18 protein-coding genes are annotated in these 15735 nt (G+C 63.3%); 4 read left to right on the forward strand and 14 right to left on the reverse strand.

The features are described from left to right. Positions 1 to 50 precede the first annotated feature (50 nt). Positions 51 to 839 (reverse strand): alpha/beta hydrolase, encoded by a 789-nt coding sequence (locus ACGYKA_RS05715; protein ID WP_394408459.1) that lies wholly within the window; start codon positions 837 to 839, stop codon positions 51 to 53. 91 nt (positions 840 to 930) lie between these two features. Here ACGYKA_RS05715 and ACGYKA_RS05720 point away from each other — a divergent pair, with 91 nt between their 5' ends. After that, the gene (locus ACGYKA_RS05720; RefSeq protein ID WP_067266799.1) at positions 931 to 2406 is read left to right on the forward strand and encodes an NAD-dependent succinate-semialdehyde dehydrogenase; all 1476 of its coding nucleotides are present in this window, start codon (positions 931 to 933) and stop codon (positions 2404 to 2406) included. Positions 2407 to 2464: 58 nt separating this feature from the next. Here ACGYKA_RS05720 and ACGYKA_RS05725 read toward each other — a convergent pair whose 3' ends face one another. The 9 genes from ACGYKA_RS05725 to ACGYKA_RS05765 form a co-directional block, all read right to left on the reverse strand. After that, positions 2465 to 2722, reverse strand: coding sequence for a DUF6525 family protein (locus ACGYKA_RS05725; RefSeq protein WP_394408456.1), 258 nt, complete (start codon positions 2720 to 2722; stop codon positions 2465 to 2467). Between the two features lie 14 nt (positions 2723 to 2736). Then, the gene (locus tag ACGYKA_RS05730) at positions 2737 to 3387 is read right to left on the reverse strand and encodes a ZinT family metal-binding protein (RefSeq protein WP_394408453.1); all 651 of its coding nucleotides are present in this window, start codon (positions 3385 to 3387) and stop codon (positions 2737 to 2739) included. 182 nt (positions 3388 to 3569) lie between these two features. Further along, positions 3570 to 4076, reverse strand: a complete 507-nt coding sequence (locus ACGYKA_RS05735) for a hypothetical protein (RefSeq protein WP_394408450.1) — start codon at positions 4074 to 4076, stop codon at positions 3570 to 3572. 246 nt (positions 4077 to 4322) lie between these two features. After that, on the reverse strand, positions 4323 to 4793 hold the full coding sequence (locus ACGYKA_RS05740) for an Hsp20 family protein (protein ID WP_067268529.1): 471 nt from the start codon (positions 4791 to 4793) through the stop codon (positions 4323 to 4325). A 149-nt stretch (positions 4794 to 4942) separates the two neighbouring features. Then, the gene (locus ACGYKA_RS05745; RefSeq protein ID WP_394408447.1) at positions 4943 to 5773 is read right to left on the reverse strand and encodes a trypsin-like serine peptidase; all 831 of its coding nucleotides are present in this window, start codon (positions 5771 to 5773) and stop codon (positions 4943 to 4945) included. A 48-nt stretch (positions 5774 to 5821) separates the two neighbouring features. After that, positions 5822 to 7150 carry a glycolate oxidase subunit GlcF gene (gene glcF, locus ACGYKA_RS05750; protein ID WP_394408444.1) on the reverse strand — a complete coding sequence of 443 codons (1329 nt, stop codon included), beginning with the start codon at positions 7148 to 7150 and terminating at the stop codon, positions 5822 to 5824. Positions 7151 to 7163: 13 nt separating this feature from the next. Continuing rightward, positions 7164 to 7532, reverse strand: a complete 369-nt coding sequence (locus ACGYKA_RS05755) for a hypothetical protein (protein ID WP_394408441.1) — start codon at positions 7530 to 7532, stop codon at positions 7164 to 7166. Next, positions 7529 to 8641: an FAD-binding protein gene (locus tag ACGYKA_RS05760; protein ID WP_394408438.1), complete on the reverse strand. Its 1113-nt coding sequence runs from the start codon at positions 8639 to 8641 to the stop codon at positions 7529 to 7531. The genes ACGYKA_RS05755 and ACGYKA_RS05760 overlap by 4 nt, the downstream gene beginning before the upstream one ends. Beyond that, the gene (locus ACGYKA_RS05765) at positions 8638 to 10089 is read right to left on the reverse strand and encodes an FAD-linked oxidase C-terminal domain-containing protein (RefSeq protein ID WP_394408435.1); all 1452 of its coding nucleotides are present in this window, start codon (positions 10087 to 10089) and stop codon (positions 8638 to 8640) included. Before ACGYKA_RS05765 ends, ACGYKA_RS05760 begins: the two co-directional genes overlap by 4 nt. Positions 10090 to 10274: 185 nt before the next feature. Here ACGYKA_RS05765 and ACGYKA_RS05770 point away from each other — a divergent pair, with 185 nt between their 5' ends. Next, positions 10275 to 10631: a hypothetical protein gene (locus ACGYKA_RS05770; protein ID WP_271692826.1), complete on the forward strand. Its 357-nt coding sequence runs from the start codon at positions 10275 to 10277 to the stop codon at positions 10629 to 10631. 11 nt (positions 10632 to 10642) lie between these two features. Here the strand turns inward: ACGYKA_RS05770 and rlmH are convergent, their stop codons facing one another. The 3 genes from rlmH to ACGYKA_RS05785 all read right to left on the reverse strand — a co-directional run bounded on the left by rlmH (position 10643) and on the right by ACGYKA_RS05785 (position 13049). Beyond that, on the reverse strand, positions 10643 to 11113 hold the full coding sequence (gene rlmH / locus ACGYKA_RS05775) for a 23S rRNA (pseudouridine(1915)-N(3))-methyltransferase RlmH (RefSeq protein ID WP_394408432.1): 471 nt from the start codon (positions 11111 to 11113) through the stop codon (positions 10643 to 10645). Positions 11114 to 11135: 22 nt separating this feature from the next. Continuing rightward, a complete protein-coding gene (gene rsfS, locus ACGYKA_RS05780; protein WP_067268516.1) occupies positions 11136 to 11507 on the reverse strand; it encodes a ribosome silencing factor in 372 nt (123 codons plus the stop codon). A 186-nt stretch (positions 11508 to 11693) separates the two neighbouring features. Next, positions 11694 to 13049, reverse strand: coding sequence for a mechanosensitive ion channel family protein (locus ACGYKA_RS05785; RefSeq protein ID WP_394408429.1), 1356 nt, complete (start codon positions 13047 to 13049; stop codon positions 11694 to 11696). 278 nt (positions 13050 to 13327) lie between these two features. Here ACGYKA_RS05785 and leuC point away from each other — a divergent pair, with 278 nt between their 5' ends. Then, positions 13328 to 14734, forward strand: coding sequence for a 3-isopropylmalate dehydratase large subunit (leuC, locus tag ACGYKA_RS05790; protein WP_067268511.1), 1407 nt, complete (start codon positions 13328 to 13330; stop codon positions 14732 to 14734). A 38-nt stretch (positions 14735 to 14772) separates the two neighbouring features. On the opposite strand, the gene ACGYKA_RS05795 is transcribed toward leuC, so the two are convergent. Further along, a complete protein-coding gene (locus tag ACGYKA_RS05795) occupies positions 14773 to 14988 on the reverse strand; it encodes a DUF2945 domain-containing protein (RefSeq protein ID WP_394408426.1) in 216 nt (71 codons plus the stop codon). A gap of 80 nt (positions 14989 to 15068) precedes the next feature. Here ACGYKA_RS05795 and leuD point away from each other — a divergent pair, with 80 nt between their 5' ends. Next, positions 15069 to 15674, forward strand: a complete 606-nt coding sequence (gene leuD, locus ACGYKA_RS05800; protein ID WP_067268508.1) for a 3-isopropylmalate dehydratase small subunit — start codon at positions 15069 to 15071, stop codon at positions 15672 to 15674. The last annotated feature ends 61 nt before the right edge of the window (positions 15675 to 15735 follow it).

The raw sequence follows: 15735 nt of genomic DNA on the forward strand, positions 1-15735 counted from the left end.
CAAATGCCTTACGCGCAATAAGGCGAGGCATTTGCCGCAAAATGCGGACCTTAGCTGCCCAGCAGCGCTTTGGTCAGGTCGCTGTCCGGCTCTGACAGCGGATCGATCACGTCGAAATGGTGCTTGCCCTCGGCCACCACATGTTTCGCGCCCCAACTGCGGGCGAAATTCTCGGCCTGTTCGAGGAAGACGGGCCGCTCCGCCGCGCCGACCCAAACGGTCACATCCACACCATGGGGCGGGGTCATCTTGATTGGGCTTTCAGCGGCGGCTTCGGCCTCATCCAGCCGCAGGGTGTCATTCATTTCGGTTTGCAGCAAGGGCTCCAGATCGGCCACGGGGGAGATCGGCACGATCCGCGTGATCCGGTCGCGCACCTCGGCCCCCAGCAGCAGCGGGTCGGTCATGCGGGCCACCAAATGCCCGCCCGCCGAATGGCCCGACAGCACGATGGTGCCCTGCGTGCGGTTCGCCACTTCGGTCAGCGCCGCGGCGATCTGGGTGGAAATCTCGGAAATGCGCACCTCAGGGCAGAGGTCATAGGACGGCACCGCCACGGCATAGCCCCGCGCCAAAGGACCGGCGGCCAGATGCGACCAATAGCTCTTGTCGAAAGCCTTCCAATAGCCGCCATGCACGAAAACCGCCGTGCCCCGCGACACCCCCTCGGGCTGGAAGAAGTCGAACTTTTGACGGTCCGAAGGACCATAGCGCACGTTAAGCTGCGCCCGCGCCCCCAATGACGCGCGGAATGCCTCTGCCTCCTTTTCCCAGCGGGGCGGAAAGCCGTCGGCCCCGTCGATATAGGCAGCGTTTGCATAGGCGTCATCTAGCATCATTTGGGTCTCCCACCCCGGATTTGATCAAACTTAACTGGACAATCATACTCGTTGTTGCTTTGGAGGCTATAGAGAATAGCGGAGAGATGACATGACTGATGCTAAGACGGATCTGAAATCACTGCTGAAAGACCCCAGCCTGCTTGAAACCCGCGCCTATATCGGCGGCCAATGGGTCGAAGGCGACGACGGTACATTTGACGTGACCAATCCCGCGCGGGGCGATGTCATCGCACAGGTCGCAGACCTTAGCCGCGCGCAGGTCGCGGGCGCGATTGCCCAAGCCGAGAAGGCGCAGAAGGACTGGGCCGCTTGGACTGGCAAGGAACGCGCCGCCGTGCTGCGCAAATGGTTCGACCTGATGATGGAGAACCAAGACGATCTGGGCACCATCCTCACCGCCGAGCAGGGCAAGCCGCTGGCCGAAGCCAAGGGCGAGATCGCCTATGGCGCCTCCTTCATCGAATTCTTCGGCGAAGAGGCCAAGCGGGTCTACGGTGAGATGATCCCCGGCCACCAGCGCGACAAGCGCATCATGGTGATGAAACAGCCCATCGGCGTCGCGGCCTCGATCACCCCGTGGAACTTCCCCAATGCGATGATCACCCGCAAAGCCGCGCCAGCGCTGGCGGCGGGCTGTTCCTTTGTGGCGCGTCCGGCGGCGGAGACGCCGCTGTCGGCCATCGTCATGGGTGTGCTCGCGGAACGCGCAGGGATCCCGGCGGGCGTGTTCAACGTGGTGCCATCCTCCTCCTCCTCCGCCGTGGGCAAGGAGTTCTGCGAGAACCCCGCCGTGCGCAAGCTGACGTTCACCGGCTCGACCGAGGTGGGGCGCATCCTGCTGAAACAGGCCGCCGATCAGGTGATGAAATGTTCGATGGAACTGGGCGGCAACGCGCCCTTCATCGTCTTCGACGACGCCGATCTCGACGCGGCGGTCGAGGGCGCGATCATGTGCAAGTTCCGCAACAACGGCCAGACCTGCGTTTGCGCGAACCGGATCTATGTGCAGGCGGGTGTCTATGACGCCTTCGCGGCCAAACTGAAGGACCGCGTGAGCCAGATGAAGGTCGGCGACGGCCTCGAAGAAGGCACCGATCTGGGCCCGCTCATCAACCCCGAAGCCTCGGACAAGGTGCAAGAGCACATCAAGGATGCGGTCGACAACGGTGCGGAAATCATTCTGGGCAACGCCAAGGACGACATGGGCGGCAACTTCTTCGGACCCACCATCGTGACCGGCGTGACGCAGGACATGAAGGTCGCCAAGGAAGAGACATTCGGCCCCCTCGCGCCGCTCTTCAAGTTCGAGGATGTGGATGACGTGATCGCCATGGCCAACGACACGATCTTCGGCCTTGCCTCCTATTTCTATGCCAAGGACCTCAGCCGCGTCTACAAAGTGGCCGAGGCGCTGGAATATGGCATCGTCGGCGTCAACACCGGCATCATCTCGACCGAGCTTGCGCCCTTTGGCGGGGTCAAGCAATCCGGCCTTGGCCGCGAAGGGTCGCACCACGGGATCGAAGACTATCTTGAGATGAAATACGTCTGCCTGTCGGTCTAAGCACCGGCGGAAGTTAAAGAAACGGGGCGTGCCATGGCGCGCCCCGTTTTGCATTGGGCTATTGCGTCAGCCGGTCCTGTGCCAGCATCCGGCGCTCCGCCTGCGAAAGATGCGAGACCGCCTGCGCGACATCACCTTCGCAACGCTGCAACGCCCGACACCACAGCCGATGCGCCGAACGAGGCGACCACGGCAGCGCCGCCTGCGCCAGCCATGCCCGCAGGGGCGGCGGCAGCTGGTCAAAGGCCGCCATCGGGTTCCCCTGACGCCGCCGCTGTTTCAGCCCGCTGCGCAGGTTTCGCTTTTTGCCAGTCATGCCGCGGGCCGCCCTTAATGCGCCTGCATATCCGCCGCGATCTCAGACGCGCTCAGCTCGGCGGGGAAATAGGTCGGCCAGTTGGTCAACTCTTCCAAAACCTCGGCGCGGTCGTCGCCCCAGTAGAGGTGATAGTGATCGGCCTTTTGCGGCGCGATGATATGGTCGCTGAATTGGATATACTCCGGCGCTTCGGCATCGCCGCCCTCTTTGGCAAAGACATAGCGCACGCCGCGGTTGCCCTTCTTGTAGGTCAGCACCTCATAACCATCGCTGGCATAGCGCCCCTGCACCGGATCACCGTCCCGGAAGAAGGTCACGGCATTACCGTCGATGGTGATGCGGTCCACATCGGTGGCATAGCCAACCTCGTAATAGGCCTTGTACTCCGCCGCCGCCTTGTCGCCGTGTTCGGCCTTGTGCTGCATCACCGCGTCCAGCGCGCCCTGCTGCAACAGCGGGTAGACCGATTGCCAGTCCCCCGCCCAATCCGACAAGGGCCGATCCTTGATCTGCGCGTCGTCAAAGTAGCCTTTGTAGATGTCGTTCTGGTCGTGGGCGTGGTCATGCGATGCCTCTTTCGTCTCGGCCACGACCGGGGCCGAAAGGGCAAGGCCCGCGCTGAGCGTCAGGAAGAATAGCGGGGATGCGGATGTTTGGGGCATGTCGTTCTCCGTGGTTTGGCCTGCGTCATGATTCGATATGTTATATCATAACCAGCTCGAAGTAGCCCTGTCCCGGAGAGTTTGCAACCCGATGGCCGCCAGCCCGAACACGAAAAAGCCGACAGCATTTTCATGCTGCCGGCCTTCGGGCGGGGGAGAGATACGCCCTGGGGTGACCCGTCTTAGTTGGTCCGGGTCTGCGCCGCGCCGTCCGCATTCACTTGCTGGGACAGGGCCGCGGCGAATTCTTCGCCCGTCATGCCGATGAGCAGCTGGCCATCGGCGTCGACATCTTGGTCGATCTGCACGACCGCACGGTCGCTATCGGCGGCGAATTCGTCGGCCAGATCGATGGAATAGCGCATGGAACCGTCCGCTTGCGGCTCTGCGTTCGAGATGGTGCCGATGACCGTATCATCTGAGGCGACAGCCACGGTGCTGCCATCCAGTGCGATATCGGCATCCGTATCAATGTCCGAGGTCGCGGTTTGGTCGATGGACTGTTCGGTGGTCAGGGTGCCATTCGCCTCGGCCCCGGCTGTGGTGTCCAGTTCCGTGCCCGCCAGATCGGCGGTCGCATCGGTGCCGACACCCGCGTCCAGCGTCTGTGCGGCGACTGGGGCCGCCATAAGAGCGGCGACAGCCGTCGTCAGGGAAAGCTTGCGTAGGGAATTTGCATAGGTCGTCATGGTTCTTCCTTTCATTGCGCGTGCGGTACTCTGCACGCTGTTGTCCGGGCACGCCTGCCCGGTCCCCCACTCAACCCGACAGCTTTTACTTGGTTTCACCCTGCCCCCCGCGCAGCAGAAAGCCGCCGTTTTCGCCCGCAAGCTTCGGCAGATATTCACCCACGAAAGGGTCGAGCTTGGGAGGCGACCGCCCACAAAAAAGGCCCGCCAAAAGCGGGCCTTCGCAAAGCGCTGGAACGGTTGCGCTTAGTTCACGGATTTGGCGTCAACCACGTCCTTGTCGATCGCCTTCACCTCGGAAGAGATGGTGATCTGACGCGGTTTCAGGGCCTCGGGCACCTGACGCTCAAGCTCGATATGCAGCATGCCATTGGCATGGGCCGCGCCGATGACCTGAACGTGGTCCGCCAGATGGAAGCGACGCTCAAAGGCGCGGGTGGCGATGCCACGGTGCAGATAGGTCTTGGCCTCATCCTCATCCGCCTTGCGGGCCGAAACGATCAACGCCTTCTCACGCACTTCGACGCTCAGGTCGCTGTCCGAGAAACCGGCGACGGCGATCGAGATGCGATAGGCATCGTTGTCGAGCTTTTCGATATTGTAGGGGGGATAGCTGGGGGTGGCCCCATCATTTGTCAGAACCCGGTCCATCATGTTGGCGATCTGGTCGAAACCAACGCTGGAGCGGTAAAGGGGTGCGAAATCAAAGCTACGCATGTGTTCATCCTCATCAGTGAGCGATTGACATATCGGGCCTTCCACCATTGGACAGACCCGGTTTTTCAAGCGCCGAAGCCCTATTGAGGCACCTCGGCAAAGCTCATGTGGGAAAGGGGTTGCGCGCTTTCAAGTCCTGCCGCGCAGAATTACGGGCGGATGAATTTCGCCCCGGTGCCGCGCTCTTCGCCGACGCGAATGCGCTTGCCTGCGGGGTTGGAATCCAGAAACACGCCCTTGCCCGCCACCAGCTCCGCTTGCAGCAGCGCCAAAGGCGCGCCAAGCGCCGTGCCGAGCGAGACCTGCGCGCCCTCGACCTCGGCCTTGGCCGAAACGACAGAGACGATATGCGCCTCGCCTGCGACGAAACTAAAAATCGGCGCCCCGCTTGAGCCGAAATCGACCGCGCAGGAGGTCACCAAGACCCCCTCTTGCTGGGCCAGCACCTTGCAGACCTCTTGCAGGGACGGTGCCTCGGCCCGGTCGCGGGCATAGCTGACCACGCCCACACGGTCGCCGGGGCGCGGACGCGCGGCGGTGCCGAAGGGGCGGATGGTGGTGTTGCGGATCGGGCGGGAGAGTTCCAGAAGCGCCAGATCATTGCGCACCCGGCCCGAGGAGACCTCTCCGTCATAGACGTAATCAGGATGCACCACAGCGCGGCGAATGTCGCGGTAGGCCCCGGCGCGGCCATTGCGCCAACCGGCGAGGAATTGCACCTCACCATGGTCGATCCGGGCCTTGGTTTCGCGGTCAAACAGGCAATGCGCGGCGGTCAGCACCAGACGCGGAGCGATCAGCGTGCCGGTGCAAAAGCCGGTCCCACCGATGTCGAGACGGCCCACCGCCTCCCACGCGGCAGCATCCACACCGTTGTCGAGCGCTTTGAGCGCGCTGTCTTGGGCCAGCGCTGCCGAGGCAAAGGTAAAGACGCCGAAGATAGCCGCCAACAATTGTCGCAAAATGCACCTCAAAACCATGTTTACTTGGCGGATATAGGGGAGTTGCGGCGAAAATACGGCGGAGGCTTAACGCAAACGCGGCACCTGCGCAGGCGCGTCGGGATCGCGGCTGAGCGCGGGTGGTTTTGGCCCACCGCAGGCCCAATCGAGCAGTTCGACGCTATGCACCACCGGCACCCCGGTGCCCGATCCGATCTGCATCATGCAGCCGATATTGCCCGCCGCGATCACATCCGGTGATTTGGCCTCCAAGGTCTTGATCTTGCGCTCTTTCAGCTTGGCCGAAATCTCGGGCTGCATCAGGTTATAGGTGCCCGCCGAGCCGCAGCAGAGGTGACTGTCCGCCGGTTCCACCACCGTGTATCCCGCCTGTTTCAGCAGGGTCTTCGGCACGGCCTTGATCTGTTGCCCATGCTGCAGCGAGCAGGCCGCGTGATAGGCGACGACCATGCCCGGCGCTGCCGGTTCGGCGAAGGGCAAGTCGAGCTCTGCCAGCAGTTCCGTCACATCCTTTGCAAGGGCCGAAACCCGCGCCGCATCCTCTGCCAACGGGTCATTGCGGAACATATGGCCGTAATCCTTGACCGTGGTGCCGCAGCCCGAGGTGTTGATCACAATGGCATCCAGCCCCTCGCCGTCCATCTCGGCCCGCCATGCGCGGATGTTGCGGGCGGCGTGGGCGTGGCTCTCATCGGTCTTGCCCATGTGATGGGTCAGCGCGCCGCAACAGCCCGCCCCTTGGGCCACCACCACCTCACAGCCCGCGCGGGTTAGCAGCCGGATCGTGGCATCGTTGATATCGGTGTTCAGCGCCTTTTGGGCGCAGCCGGTCATCAGGGCCACCCGGCGCAGCGGCTTGCCCTTAGCCGGAAAGCTCTGCGGGTCGTCGTTGCGGCTGACCGGGGGGACCGTCTTGGGCGCCATCTCCAGCATGGCGCGCAGCCGCGCGTCGGGCATCAGCCGGGCAAAAGGCCGCCCGATCTTGGCCCCGAGCAGCGCAAGCCGAAAGCGTGTGGGATAGGGCAGAATCCGCGCCAGCATCCAGCGCAGGGCGCGTTCGCCCATGGGGCGCTTGTAGCGTTCTTCGATATAGGCGCGGGCGTGATCGACCAGATGCATGTAATGCACCCCCGAGGGGCAGGTCGTCATACAAGCGAGGCAAGACAGGCAGCGGTCGATATGCTGAACCGTTTTCGGGTCCGGGTCGCGGTCGTTCTCCAGCATGTCCTTGATCAGGTAGATGCGTCCGCGCGGGCTGTCCAACTCATCGCCCAAGACCTGATAGGTCGGGCAGGTCGCCGTGCAGAAGCCGCAGTGCACACAGGCGCGCAGAATCTCATTGCTGCGCTGCGTGTCAGGATCCTGCAACTGCTCAGGGGTAAAGGTGGTTTGCATGGCGGCTCCGTTCCTATGTGCTGCGCATCAGATTGGCGAGGACGAGGCCGAACCACGGCACTGTCGTGCCCACGGCTCCCAAAACCCCGCTCCACCGGCGCATCGCCGGGCGCGGATCGGCCCGGCGCAGCGCTTGGACCACCAGCGCGATCACCCCAATCCAAGCGGCCCAGAGCGCCAAGGCGATGACCCCCAACAGCCAAGCGCTGTCACCCCAATAGCGCAGCAGACCATAGCGTAGGGCAAGCGCGATGAGAAAGGTCGCCAGCACCATCGCCGCCAAGGCGCGGATGACCCTGAGCGAAGGCGGCACGGCGATCAGCGCCTTGAACAGAAACGGGCCGATCAGAAAGACGATGAGGAAAACCAGCACCAAAGTCATGCGCTCTGGGCCAAGGCTTCGGCTTTGAACAGGCCACGGGGGTCGAACTTGGCCCTAAGCCCCGCCGTCAACCGCGCCACCCCCGGGGCTTCGGGTTCCTGTCGTGGCAGCGTCCCCGCCGCCTCCGCCCGCAGCAAGGTCGCGTGGCCGTCATACCGCCCCAAGCGGGCGCGCAGGTCCGTGCCGGGGGCCATGCGCAGCCATAGCAGCCCCCCGGCCCAATCATAGAGCCGCGCCTCCGCCCCGGCCTTTGCTGCAAGCGCCGGGGCCTCGGTCGGGCGGCAATGCAGGCGCCAGACATCGCCCGCCAACCCATGGAAAGGTGCCACATCTCGCAGATCCCGCCAGAGGGTCTCTGAGCTACCTTCTGCAAGCACCTCGATCTCGCCCCCCGTGGCGGCAAGCAAATCCTTCAACCGCCCGATCCGGTAGGTGACCGAGGTCTCGAACCCCTCCAACCGCAGGACCGTCCGCCCCTGCGCCGGGTCATGGGCCGCGCCGGTCACCTCGAAGGGGCTGCGCATGGCCAGCGCCATCGCGGCGATGGCGGCGGGATCATCCAGCCCGGACAGCACGAGCGTCGCGCTGGTTTCAGGTTTAGGGAGCACCTTCAGCGAGACTTCGGTCAGCGCGCCCAAGGTGCCCTGCGACCCGGCCATCAGCTTGACCAGATCATAGCCGGTGACGTTCTTCATCACCCGGCCCCCATTCTTGATGATGACCCCCTGCCCATCGACGAACCGCACCCCCAAGAGAAAATCCCGCGCCGCCCCAACAGCAAGCCGCCGCGGGCCGCTGACATTTGCGGCAAAGACCCCGCCGATGGTCGGCGTGCCACTGCGGCCCATGAGCGCGCGGTGGTCCATCGGCTCAAAGGCCAGCCGCTGCCCCTCGGCGGCCAAAGCGGCCTCAATCTCGGAGACCGGCGTGCCCGCCTGCGCGACCAGCGTCAGCGCGCCCGGCTCGTAAAGGGTGATCCCCCGCAGACCGGCAAGCGACAGCGCCGCGCCCGGCCCTGCCATGCCGCGCGTATCGCCGCCCCGCAGGGAGAGGGGCGCCTCTGCGCCACGGATCGCCTCGACCAGCTCCGCCTCGGAAGTCACCGTCACGCCGCCACCGACGCGCCGCTGCCGCGCCGCCCTTCCGTCACATCGAGGGGGAAGACCTTGGCCGGGTTCAGCAGCCATGCCGGGTCAAAGACATCCTTCACCATCAATTGCGCCTCAAGATCCGCGGGGGCGTATTGCTCATGCATCAGATCGCGCTTTTCGATCCCGACCCCATGCTCCCCGGTCAGGCAACCGCCCGCTTCGACGCAGAGCCGCAGGATGTCGGCGCCAAAGGCCTCGCATTTCTCCAGATCGCCGGGTTTGTTGGCGTCAAACAGGATCAGCGGGTGCATATTGCCGTCGCCCGCGTGAAAAACATTGCCGACCTTGAGACCATAGTCATCGGACATCTCACCGATCCGGCGCAGCACCATGGGCAGCTCATTCACCGGGATGGTGCCATCAAGGCACATGTAGTCGTTGATCTGCCCCATCGCACCAAAGGCGGACTTGCGGCCCAGCCAGATCGCGGCGCTTTCCTCGGCGCTGGTGCTTTCGCGCAGTTCCACCGGGTTGTGACGGCGGGCAATCTCGGTGATCAGGGCGAGCTGGTGGTCGATCTCGGCATCCGAGCCTTCGACCTCGACAATCAGCAGCGCCTCGCACATTGGGTAGCCCGCATGGGCGAAAGCCTCCGTCGCCTCGATGCAGGGGCGGTCCATGAATTCGATCGCCACGGGCAAGACGCCCGCCTTGATGATGTCGCTGACACAGGCCCCGGCGACGGCGTTGTCGTCGAAGCCCATGAGCACGGGCCGCGCGCCTTCGGGTTTGGGCAGGATGCGCAGGGTGGCTTCGGTCACCACCCCCAACTGTCCTTCGGAGCCGCAAATCACGCCCAACAGGTCCAGCCCGCCCGCGTCCATATAGCCGCCGCCGATCTCGACCACTTCGCCGTCCATCATCACCATGGTGACGCCCAAGAGATTGTTGGTGGTGACCCCGTATTTCAGACAATGCGCCCCGCCCGAGTTCATCGCGATATTGCCCGCGATGGCACAGGCCAACTGGCTGGAGGGGTCGGGCGCGTAGAAAAAGCCGTCTTCCTCCACCGCGCCGGTGACGCTGAGGTTGGTGCGCCCGGTCTGCACGCGCATCAGACGGTTGTCGCAATCGACCTCAAGCACCTCGGCCATGCGCGCCACCCCCAGCACCACGCTATCGGCAGTGGGCAAAGCCCCACCGGCAAGCGAGGTGCCCGAGCCGCGCGGCACCACCGGCACGCCCTCTTCGTGGCAGATCGCCAGAATGGACGAGACTTCTTCGGTGCTGGCAGGCAGGGTCACGGCCAGAGGGGGGCATTTATAGGCCGTCAGCGCGTCGCATTCATAGGCGCGAGTCTCATGTGCATCGTCGATCACGGCGGTGCCGGGCAGCGCCGCGCGCAGCCGCGCCACGACCCGCGCCTTGCGCGCAATGATCCCGGCATCGGGTGTTGGCATCTGCATTGCGGTCCCTCCTCTGGCCCGCAGCATAGAGCCTATGGCGCGGGTTTGGCCAGTTTGCCGCGCGCCTGGTGCAATTGCACCACTAAATTGCGGCTTCAGGGTGAATTGCACCGGGCCCAACTTCCGCCTACCTTGGAACCTTTCCGAAATGCGCTATATTCAGTTCGTTGTTTTATTGGTGTCCCATGTTCAAACGTAGCCTCATTCTCGCCTTTTTGGCCTTTGCCGCGCCGGGTTTCGCCGATCCGCCCGCCATTTTGAATGTCACGGTCGATCGACAGGGCGATTTGTGGAAGTTTGACGTCACCATCCGGCACAACGACAGTGGCTGGGACCACTATGCCGACGCTTGGCGTATTCTGGACCCCGATGGGAAACCCTTGGGCACCCGCAATCTGGCACATCCGCATGTGAAAGAGCAGCCCTTCACCCGCTCGCTTTCTGGCGTGCGCATCCCCGAGGGGATGACAGAGGTCAGCATTCAAGCGCGCGACAGTGTCAGTGGCTGGTCTTCGGAATTGGTGACGATCCCGCTGCCCTGACCTGCGCCCTTTCAGACCCGGTGGTAAGGCCCGCCCGAGAGGATCGCGGCGGCGCGGTAAAGCTGTTCGGCCAGCATGACCCGCACCAGCATATGCGGCCAGACCATCTTGCCAAAAGAGAGGGCATGATCCGCCTCTGCCCGCAGGCTGGGGTCGATGCCATCGGCCCCGCCGATGACGAAGGCCAAATCCCCCCGCCCGGCGTCACGCCAATTGCCAAGCCGTTCGGCAAATGCGGGGGAGGTTTCGACCTTGCCACGCTCATCCAGCACGCAGATCACCGCCCCTTTGGGGATCGCCCGCCGTAACAGCACGGCTTCGGCGGCCATGCCGCCGTTCTTCTTGTCTTCCATCTCGACCACGCGCGCGGGGCCAAGGCCCAGACCGCGCCCGGTCCGGTCGAACCGGGTCAGATAATCATCGACAAGGAATTTTTCCGGACCGGCGCGAAGCCGGCCCATGGCACAGATGTTAACCCGCATGACCTAGGCCCGCAAAGCGGGATCAGTGCGGTGCCGCTGTGGCCGCGTCGTCGCCGCCCAGCCACATCTTTTCAAGCTGGTAGAACTCACGCACTTCGGGCCGGAAGACGTGCACGACAACGTCGCCTGTGTCGATCAAGACCCAGTCGCCGGTTTCGCGGCCTTCCATCTTGGACGTGCGTCCGGTGGCGTCTTTGACGGCCTGCGCCAGCTTTTCCGAGATCGCCGAAACCTGCCGCGTGGAGCGGCCCGAGCAGATCACCATATAGTCGCCGATGGCCGTCTTGCCGCGCAGATCGATCTGCACGATATCTTCGGCCTTGTCGTCATTCAGCGAGGAAAGGATAAGCGCCAGCAGGTCGTCGCTGGTTGCGATTTGCGAGGCGGCAGTCATTGCAGCCCCATGGTCAGCAGCCTGCGCTGCGTCAACGTTAAGAGACAGGACATTGTCCTCCTTCGTAAATAGCACCATCAATGCTGAACGCTTGCCCCGGTGCCGAGCAGCCCCAATTTAGCGACACGGGGTTTATTTTTCAATGGATCGCGTAGCCATAGCGTTAACCACGGCGCAAATCCCCGCTCACTCAGGCATATCCCGCGATGCCGCGGCGCGCGACAGGGCCAGTTGACTGTCTTCGATGACTTTTACCTCGCGCTGCGGGAAGGGGATGGAGATGCCGTGTTCCTTGAAGGCATCCCAAAGCGCCAGATAGACATTGCCGCGAATATTGGTCAGCCCGCCGGTCGGATCCTTGATCCAGAAGCGCAGGATGTAATCCACCGACGAATCGCCAAAGCCCACGATATGGCAAACCGGCGCCTTGTAGCTCAGCACCCGGTCGACGCCCTTGGCCGCCTCCACCGCCAGTTTGCGCACCAGATGCGGATCGTCGGAATAGGCCGTGCCGAAATAGATATCGAGCCGCACAAAGTCATTGGAGTGGGACCAGTTCACCACCTGCCCGGTGATCAGGTCTTCGTTCGGGATCAGGTATTCCTTGCCATCCCGCGTCACCACAGATGCATAGCGCGCGCCGAGCGTTTGGATCCAGCCAAAGGTCTCGCCCAGACTGATCACATCGCCGGGTTTGATCGACTTGTCGAGCAGGATGATCACGCCCGAGACGAGGTTTGACACCACCTTTTGCAGACCGAAACCAAGGCCCACACCGATTGCGCCCGACAGTACCGCAAGCCCGGTCAGGTCAATCCCCACCGCCCGCACACCGATGAAGAACGCGAGCCCGTAGAGCAGGATTTGCACCCCCTTCACGGCCAGCACCTGCATGGAAGGGCTGATGTCTTCGTTCTTGCGGATCGTCGCGGCGGTGGTTGTGCTGACCAGCCGCGCCATGGTTAAAAGCGCGCCGACAACCACCAGCGCGGTCAGAATGGTCAGCACCGAAAGGCGGAATTCGCCCACAGTCAGCGCGACGCCGTCCAGAAACAAGGCCACATCATCGGCGACGTTCAGCATGTAGAGCGTGGCGTAGATCCACAGCCCCCATGTCACCATGCGGCGCAAGGGTCGGTTGCGCACCAGACGCGCGGCGAAAGCGATGCCCACATAGATCGCCGCCAGCGTCGCCGCCAATCCGATGAGATAGGACCGCGAGGGCCATGTCACATTCTGCATCACCTGATAGAGCAGCCCCGCCGACAAAGCGAACCAGATCAGCCCCAAGCGCCGTTTGACCTGCACCACCACGCGCAATTGCCACTTGGACCAGCCTTCGCGCGAGCGGACCCAGTTTTGCAACATCACGCCGGTGACCCGGTGCAACACCCACGCCAACGCCACCAAGGCCAGCAGGATCAGAATTTGGTTTTGCCGCCAACCGGGGCTCAGAATGCTTTCCCCAAAGCCGAGCACCCCGTCGAACAGAGCCTGAAGCGACAGCAGGAAGTTCGAAAACGGGTGGCTTTCAGGGATCATGGTCGGCCTTTGCAGCTAGGGAGGATCACGGTCGCACAGGCTTTGCGTCGGGGCAAGACGACCCGCAGCCCACCCCTTGCCTCCAAGACGATCACGACACCTTGCGAGACTCGCTCAGGCGCTATATCCCTTGCCCCATGATACTGGTGTTTGATCTTTGCGACCGTGCGCGTCTGCGCGAACGCTTTTTCGGCGCGACGCATAGCGTTCTGGCGCGACTATAAGCCACCCCTCTCAGCCACACCCATAGCCATTCCAAACCACGGGAGAGGACCATCATGTCCCCCAAGACGCTTTACGATAAAATCTGGGACGCCCATGTCGTCCACGAAGCCGATGACGGCACGTGCCTGCTCTATATCGATCGCCATCTGGTGCACGAAGTGACCAGCCCGCAGGCCTTTGAAGGGCTGCGCATGTCGGGCCGCACGGTGCGCGCACCGGACAAGACCATCGCCGTGCCGGATCACAACGTGCCCACCACCGAGGGCCGCGAAGACCCCGAGGCGATGACCGAAGACAGCCGCATTCAGGTCTCCGCCCTCGACAAGAACGCGCGGGAATTCGGCGTGCATTACTACCCGGTGTCGGACGTGCGGCAAGGCATCGTGCATATCGTTGGCCCCGAACAGGGCTGGACCCTGCCCGGCATGACCGTCGTCTGCGGCGATAGCCACACCGCGACCCACGGCGCTTTCGGCGCGTTGGCCCACGGCATCGGCACCTCCGAGGTTGAGCACGTCCTTGCCACCCAGACGCTGATCCAGCGCAAGGGCAAGAACATGAAAGTCGAGATCACCGGCAAGCTGCGCCCCGGTGTCACGGCCAAGGACATCACCCTTTCCGTCATCGGCGCCACCGGCACCGCGGGCGGCACCGGCTATGTCATCGAATACTGTGGCGAGGCGATCCGCGACCTGTCGATGGAAGGCCGCATGACCGTCTGCAACATGGCGATTGAGGGCGGCGCACGCGCTGGCCTCATCGCGCCGGACGAAAAGACATTCGAATACTGCAAGGGCCGCCCCCACGCTCCGAAAGGCGCACAGTGGGAAGCGGCGATGGACTGGTGGAAAACCCTCTTCTCTGACGAGGACGCCCATTGGGACAAGGTCGTGACGCTCAAGGGCGAAGACATCGCACCGGTCGTCACGTGGGGCACCTCGCCCGAAGACGTGCTGCCGATCGACGCGACGGTCCCCTCGCCCGAAGACTTCAAGGGCGGCAAGGTCGACGCGGTGAAACGTGCGCTGGAGTATATGGACCTGAAACCGGGTCAAAAGCTCACCGATATCGAGATCGACACCGTCTTCATCGGCTCCTGCACCAATGGCCGCATCGAAGACCTGCGCGCCGCTGCCGAAGTGCTGAAGGGCAAGAAGATCAAGGACGGTCTGCGCGCCATGGTGGTGCCCGGCTCCGGCCTCGTCCGGGCACAGGCCGAGGAGGAAGGGCTGGCGGATATTTTCCGCGAGGCCGGTTTTGAATGGCGTCTGGCGGGCTGCTCCATGTGTCTGGCGATGAACCCCGACCAGCTCGCCCCCGGCGAACGCTGCGCGGCCACGTCGAACCGCAACTTCGAGGGGCGTCAGGGCTATAAGGGCCGCACGCATCTCGTGTCACCCGGCATGGCCGCCGCCGCCGCACTCACCGGTCACCTGACCGACCTGCGCGAACTGGCGTGAGCGACCGGGGGATGGATACCGGGCGCGTTGCGCAGGGCTCAGTCGGCCTTGCGCAGCTCGCTGCCGGACTTCAGCACTTCGCTGCCGTCGTTCTGTTCGATCTTATAGGCCGGTTCGTCATCGCTCGCCTTGCGGGTCACCTCGCTGCCCTGCAGCTTCAGCGTGATCTTCTGCGTGTATTTCTTGACGATCTTGCCGGTCCCGGTGCCATTGCCCCAGTCCCATTCCACCTTCGTGCCGGTTTGGTACGACATGCCATGCCCTCTTGATACCCCATTTGCTTAGAACGCGCCGTTCAGCAGCGCGGTTCCCGCACTCTCCGAAGGATACCCCGATGGAAAAGTTTACAGAAATCACCGGCACCGCGGCCCCCATGCCGTTGGTGAACATCGACACCGACATGATCATCCCCAAGGTCTTTCTCAAGACGATCAAACGCTCCGGCCTTGGCGTGAACCTGTTCGACGAAATGCGCTATGACCGCGAAGGCAACGAAATCCCCGATTTCGTGCTGAACCAACCGCAATATCGCGACGCGCAGATCCTCGTGGCGGGCGACAACTTCGGCTGCGGCTCGTCGCGCGAACATGCGCCTTGGGCGATCCTTGATTTCGGCATCCGCTGCGTCATCGCACCCAGCTTCGCCGACATCTTTTACAACAACTGCTTCAAGAACGGCATCCTGCCGATCGCCCTGCCGCAAGAGCAGGTCGACGTGCTGATGAAAGACGCCGAAAAGGGATCGAACGCGCGGATGACCATCGACCTGGAAGGCCAGACCGTGACCACCTCAGATGGTGAGACATTCCCCTTCGAAGTGGACGCCTTCAAAAAGCACTGCCTTCTCAACGGGCTGGACGACATCGGCCTCACGCTCGAAAAAGGTGCCGCGATTGACAGCTATGAGGATTCGCTGGGCCAAAGCCGCCCTTGGGTCTAACGCCCGGCCTGCATGATCAAACTTGTGGGCGCAAACCGCGCGCCCACAAGATGTTGCCGCC

Origin of the sequence: Sulfitobacter sp. 1A15106, assembly GCF_043556995.1 — a bacterium.
Taxonomy (GTDB): domain Bacteria; phylum Pseudomonadota; class Alphaproteobacteria; order Rhodobacterales; family Rhodobacteraceae; genus Sulfitobacter; species Sulfitobacter faviae.